The organism is Bacillus cereus group sp. BceL291, from assembly GCF_051776705.1.
GTDB classification, from domain to species: domain Bacteria; phylum Bacillota; class Bacilli; order Bacillales; family Bacillaceae_G; genus Bacillus_A; species Bacillus_A cereus.
The window spans coordinates 96901-102984 of record NZ_JBPWAP010000013.1; the positions used below are offsets into that span (position 1 = coordinate 96901).

A 6084-nucleotide genomic window follows, 5' to 3' on the forward strand; every position below is an offset into this window, starting at 1 on the left:
ATTTCAATCTGTGAAGTGGGGTCTGTCCTGTGATGAAGGGGAAAAAACAAATTAATTACGTAAAAAGTGAATATATAGGAAGATCACTTGTTACGTTTTGTGGTATTTTTATTGTTTTAATTACATTAGCTATTATTGCGTTTATTTGTGGGAAAGGTATTCAATCTTTTACGCAAAGTGGTATCTCATTTACTGAGATGTTAACATCGACAAAATGGAATCCAAATGCTGATCAAGGATCCTTCGGGGCTTTAATTTTCATTGTAGGTTCAACGGTGGTTTCGTTAGGTGCGGTTATTATTAGTGCACCAATTGCTATAGCTCTTGCTATATTCATGAATTTAATTTCGCCAAAGTTTGGAAATAAAGTATTGAAGCCTGTTCTAGAATTGTTAGTTGGTATTCCTTCGGTTGTATACGGGTTATTAGGTGTTACGATTTTAGTACCACTATTACGTGATTCGTTTGGGGGAGTAGGCTTTAGCTTAATTGCAGGTATTGTTGTATTAAGTATTATGATTTTACCTACTATTGCTAGTATCGCTTCTGATGCAATACGTTCTGTTCCATTTGATTATTTAGAAGCTTCTTATGGTCTAGGATCAACGAAATGGCAAGCGATTAGCCGAGTAATTGTTCCTGCTGCGAAGAAAGGGATTTTAACAGGTGTTGTTTTAGGTTTAGCGCGTGCTTTTGGTGAAGCGCTAGCGGTTCAAATGGTAATCGGGAATACGATTAAATTACCAGAAGGAATATATAGTCCGACAGCGACGTTAACTGGTATTTTAACAATGGACATGACGAATACATTGAACGGAACTGCTTGGAACAATGCGCTATGGACTTTAGCGATGATTTTACTTATTATTTCATTCCTGTTTATTTTAGTAATTCGAGCGATTGGGCAAAGAGGTGAGCGATAATAATGAATGCAAGAACGGTAAATAAAGTTTGGACAGGTATCTTTTATGCGGTTGCAGCTTTAGTTGTAGCTTTGCTAGTGTTCTTAGTATTTGAAATTTTACAAAAGGGATGGGGATTTTGGGATCCTAATTTCTTGTTTGGAGAACCAAGCAATACAAGAGCTGGTGGTGGGATTGGTCCGCAGTTATTCAATTCCTTCTACATGCTTGTTATAACGCTTATTATATCTATTCCTCTTGGATTAGGTGCTGGAATATATTTAGCAGAGTACGCAAAACAAGGACGTTTTTTAAATTTTGTTCGTCTATGTATAGAGACGATGGCGTCTTTACCTTCTATTGTTGTTGGTTTATTTGGTTTGTTAGTGTTCGTTACAATGACAGGTTGGGGATACACAGTAATGGGTGGTGCTCTTGCTTTAACTATTTTAAATTTACCAGGTTTAACGCGTGTTTGTGAAAATGCGATTTCAGAAGTTCCTCATAATGTAAAAGAGGCAAGTCTTGGATTAGGTGCAACGAAGTGGCAAACAATCGCTCGTATTATTATCCCATCGTCATTACCACAAATTATTACAGGGATTATTTTAGCGGCGGGTCGTATATTTGGGGAAGCGGCAGCATTAATTTACACAGCGGGTTTAACATCCCCGATTTTAAATTCAGCAGCGGATTTATCAAGTCCTGCGCATCCTTTAAATCCGTTTAGACCAGCTGAAACATTAGCGGTTCACATTTGGAAATTAAATTCTGAAGGAGTTATTCCAGATGCGAAGTTGATTGCGACAAAATCTGCAGCTGTATTAATTATTATGGTATTACTATTCAATGTTATTTCACGCTTGATAGCATCTATATTACACAAGCGCTTTACAGGAACGAAAAGAAAAAGTAAAACAACGAAAAAGGTAAAAGCGGCATAAATTATAAAGAAGAACTCTCTATTTATAGGTAGGGGGTTCTTTTGTATTTTAATATAGAAGGAATGGATGTAATGATTGTTGAATTTGTGATTAATTATAAAGAAGAACAGATGTAATTTGGATTGTGGATTCTAGTAAACCTATAGAGCAATATGTGGAAAAAATGATGGATTTTATGAATAAATAGAGAGAAGGCGTTATCTTCATTTGTGAAGGTAACGCCTTTTGTTTTTAAATATCAGGTGTTTCTGTAGAAGTGCTTATTTTCCTACGGGAGCGTCTTTTTCTCCCGATTTTATCTAATAGTTCATACATAACTGGAACGACTACTAATGTAAGAGCAGTTGAGACTGCCAAACCGCCGATGACGACGACGGCTAAACTTTTTGATACCATACTTCCTGCTTGGGATTGGCCAAATAGGAGTGGGAGCATAGCAACGATTGTTGTAATAGCTGTCATAATAATTGGGCGTAGTCTAGTAGAACCTGCTTCAAGTAAGGCTTCTCTAGTTTCCATTCCGTGTTCCCGATTTTGTTGGACTCTTTCTATTAATACAATAGCGTTTGTAACAACAATCCCGATTAACATTAATGCGCCGATCAAGGAATTTACATCAACAGGTGTTCGTGAAATGATTAATCCTAAAATACCACCGACAGCAGCTAACGGTAAGGAGAATAGGATTGCAAAAGGAGCACGTGCTTGCCCGAAGGTGATAACCATAATTAAATATACAATCCCGATTGCAATCCCCATAATTTTGAATAAATCTGTAAAATTCTCTTGCATAGATTCAGTAGCTCCTGCGATATTTACTTTTGCACCACTAGGTAAATCTAAGTCAGTCATCGCTTTATTTACTGCTGTGTTTACTTTACTCAAATCTTCATTTGAAGCTTCGGCTGTAATTTGGATTGTTTCTTTTCCGTCTTTATGGAAAATTTCTGTTTGCGTTTGTTTTTCTGAAATAGTTGCGATGTCTTTTAAAGGTATTGGTCCATTAATAGGTGATAGTATGTTTGTATTTAAAATATCTTCTTGTTTATTAATGTTTTCTTTTTTGTGTTCTATCATAATAGTAGCTTTTTCGTTATTAATTGTAATTTCGCCAATAGGTGATTTCTTCATAAGGAATGCTACTTGTTGCGCAGCTATTTCTGGTGTTAAACCTAGTTGTTCAGCCTTTGTTTGATCAATATGAATTTGCCATTCTTTTTTAGAGTCTTCTAAATTTGTTTTTACTTTAGAAAGATCATCCATGCTTTTTAGTTTTGTTTCAACGATAGTAGCCGCCTCTTTTAAATCCGCTTCGTTAGTAGCTGTTACGTTAAATTGTAAGTTATTGCCGCCGCCAGAGCTTGAATAACTTGTTTTTATATAATCAAGTTCAGCAGGCTCAAAAGTTTTATTTTCCTTTTTTAAATCTTTAATATATTGATCAATATCAGAACCTTTTTTAAAGACTACGAATATACTAGCGAGGTTATTTTTAGTTGTTTGCCCCCATTGTGCATCTTCTGCGCTAGATCCCATTCGTAAAATAACGTCTGTTATATCTGAATTAGAAAGTAATTTCTTTTCAAAATCAAATGCTTTTTGTTTTTGAGATTCAGCATTATAATCGGCTGGAAATGTCATGTTAATAGATAACATTGTGTCGTCTTCAGATTTTATGTTTGCTTTCGGTAGTAATATATAAGCTGCAATTGATCCTACAAATAATAAAAATGCAGTAAGTAGAATAATGAATTTATGAGAAAGAGCCCACTTTAATGTAGCGACATATCGTGATGAAGAATTTGGCTTTCGATGCTTTGTTTTTTTGAGTAGTAAAAAAGCCATAAGTGGAACAACTGTTAGTGCAACGATTAAGGATGATAGTATAGAATATACAACTGCTAATACCATAGGTAACATTAATTTTCCGATTGCTCCCGCTACGAGGCCGATAGGTAAAAAAACAGCGACCGTTGTTAAAGTAGAAGAAGTAATTGCGACTGCGACTTCTTTCGTTGCATCGAGAATGATATCTTTAGAGAAAGAATCTTTTTGTAAACGGCGGAAAATATTCTCGATGACAACGATACTATCATCGACGAGACGTCCAACCGCAACAGCTAAACCACCGAGGGTTAAAATGTTAAGCGTAATGTTAGATTGATGTAGTAAAAAGAGTGTTAATAAAATAGATAATGGAATACTGACAACAGCGATGAGTGTTGTTCGGAAGTTACGTAAAAAGATTAAGATAATTAGAGTTGCAGCAATTGCTCCAAGTATTACTTCTTTTCCCATGCTAGTAACAGCATTTTCAACTTGTTCATGGGTTGAAGCCAAAAGTTTAATAGAAAATTGATCTTTATATTCCTTATCTATCTCTTTAACTTTTTTATCAATCTCTTTTCCAATGGCAACTGCATTTTTACTCGGTTCTTTCATGATGATTAATCCTGTGCCTTCTTCTCCGTTTATATGTGAGATTGTATCGTAGTGTTGTTTAATTTCAATTTGAGCAATGTCTTGCAATTTCACTTGGGGTGCCACAGTGATGTTTTTAATGTCATTTACATTTTTTATGTCCCCAATGACGCGGAGGTTGTATTCTTCCTGATTAACAGTAATTGCCCCAGCTGGAGTAGAAGTTTCTTTTCCTTGTAAAACAGTTAGTACCTGCTGTGATGTTACGTTTTTGTTTTTTAATTGGTTCGGATCAAGTACGATAGATAATTCAGAGGTGGATTTTCCGAAAAACATAACGTTGGCAACACCATCAATGTTTTCGAGTTGTGGTACGATTTCTTTTTCAATTTGTTTTTCATCTGCTTTTGAAAAACCGTTTTGTTTCTGGATAGTAATTTGAGCGAGTGGAATCATAGAAGTGTTTAATTGACTAACTACGGGCTTGGTTACATCTTTAGGTAATTTAATTGTATTGACGGCTTTTTCGACTTCGCGTGCTGCATCTTTCATGTTTGCTTTTGATGTATACGCAATGTCGATACGTGATAATCCCTCGTATGTAGAAGAAGTAATGGTGTCGACGTGTTCTAAATTGCGAAATTGTTTTTCGAGAGGATCAGTTACATCCTTTGTCATCGTTTCAGCGTCGAGTCCTTGAGATAAGGTTGTGACGGTAATTGCCGGATTGTCGATACTTGGTAAAAATTCCATAGGTAATTTAGAGCCGGAATAAACACCGAGTATGGAAATGAGAAAGATCATGATGATAATGGCAGCTCGGTTTTTTAATGAAAACTTTGTTAACCTATCCATAAAATAATTCCTCCATTGGTTTATTTATAGTTGAGTGCGTCCTTTCTTACTATATAACAAAAAATGGATATTTTTCATTAATTAAATGTAAAAAAATTCTAACAATATCCTTAAGTTTATATTAGGATTGGAATGTTGTTAATTTGTAGGGGGGGAATTTTCGGATGAGAAGGAAGGGGATAATGCGTGCGAGTGGCTGTTTAATGTAGATGGGATTTTTTCTTACGGCTAATTTGTATAGTTATTTTATAGAAGGATAATTATTATAAACCTTAATATAGAAGAGAATGAAAATTTGGGAAGGTATTGTGAAATTCAATTTGGTTGAATGAAGTGTAGTAGTATACAATCAGAATAACTATTTTTAGTAGAGAGGATAATAGTTATTTCTATAGAAGAAAGTAGGGTAGATAATTTTTTTATATTTTTATAAAAAAACACTTGTTATTTAAAGAGTGTGATGGTATATTAATAAACGTCGCTGATGCGGAAACGCAGAAAACGACAAAAAAGAAATTTTAAAACTTAGTTGACATCGAAAAATGAAGATGTTAATATGATGAAGTCGCTTCTGAAGCGGCGGACAAGTTCTTTGAAAACTGAACGAAACAAACAACGTGAAACGTCAATTTTTATTTTAGATGCTAGACAAACTAACTTTATTGGAGAGTTTGATCCTGGCTCAGGATGAACGCTGGCGGCGTGCCTAATACATGCAAGTCGAGCGAATGGATTAAGAGCTTGCTCTTATGAAGTTAGCGGCGGACGGGTGAGTAACACGTGGGTAACCTGCCCATAAGACTGGGATAACTCCGGGAAACCGGGGCTAATACCGGATAACATTTTGAACTGCATGGTTCGAAATTGAAAGGCGGCTTCGGCTGTCACTTATGGATGGACCCGCGTCGCATTAGCTAGTTGGTGAGGTAACGGCTCACCAAGGCAACGATGCGTAGCCGACC

General features: G+C 35.7%; 3 protein-coding genes and 1 rRNA gene. 3 read left to right on the top strand and 1 reads right to left on the bottom strand.

The window, feature by feature from the left end; all coding sequences use genetic code 11:
- Positions 1-32 precede the first annotated feature (32 nt).
- On the top strand, positions 33-923 hold the full coding sequence (gene pstC / locus ACS2CR_RS11575) for a phosphate ABC transporter permease subunit PstC (RefSeq protein WP_053514428.1): 891 nt from the start codon (positions 33-35) through the stop codon (positions 921-923).
- 2 nt (positions 924-925) lie between these two features.
- Positions 926-1846 (top strand): phosphate ABC transporter permease PstA, encoded by a 921-nt coding sequence (pstA, locus tag ACS2CR_RS11580; RefSeq protein WP_000994140.1) that lies wholly within the window; start codon positions 926-928, stop codon positions 1844-1846.
- A gap of 231 nt (positions 1847-2077) precedes the next feature.
- On the opposite strand, the gene ACS2CR_RS11585 is transcribed toward pstA, so the two are convergent.
- Complete coding sequence (locus tag ACS2CR_RS11585; protein WP_016112170.1) at positions 2078-5122, bottom strand: efflux RND transporter permease subunit; 3045 nt, start codon at positions 5120-5122, stop codon at positions 2078-2080.
- A 659-nt stretch (positions 5123-5781) separates the two neighbouring features.
- Here ACS2CR_RS11585 and ACS2CR_RS11590 point away from each other — a divergent pair.
- Positions 5782-6084 (top strand): 16S ribosomal RNA (locus ACS2CR_RS11590); the annotation flags it as partial.

Excerpts from the sequence above, each read along its gene's own strand:
- pstC (WP_053514428.1), top strand. The coding sequence starts at position 33 with ATGAAGGGGAAAAAACAAATTAATTACGTAAAAAGTGAATATATAGGA.
- pstA (WP_000994140.1), top strand. The coding sequence starts at position 926 with ATGAATGCAAGAACGGTAAATAAAGTTTGGACAGGTATCTTTTATGCG.
- ACS2CR_RS11585 (WP_016112170.1), bottom strand. The coding sequence starts at position 5,122 with ATGGATAGGTTAACAAAGTTTTCATTAAAAAACCGAGCTGCCATTATC.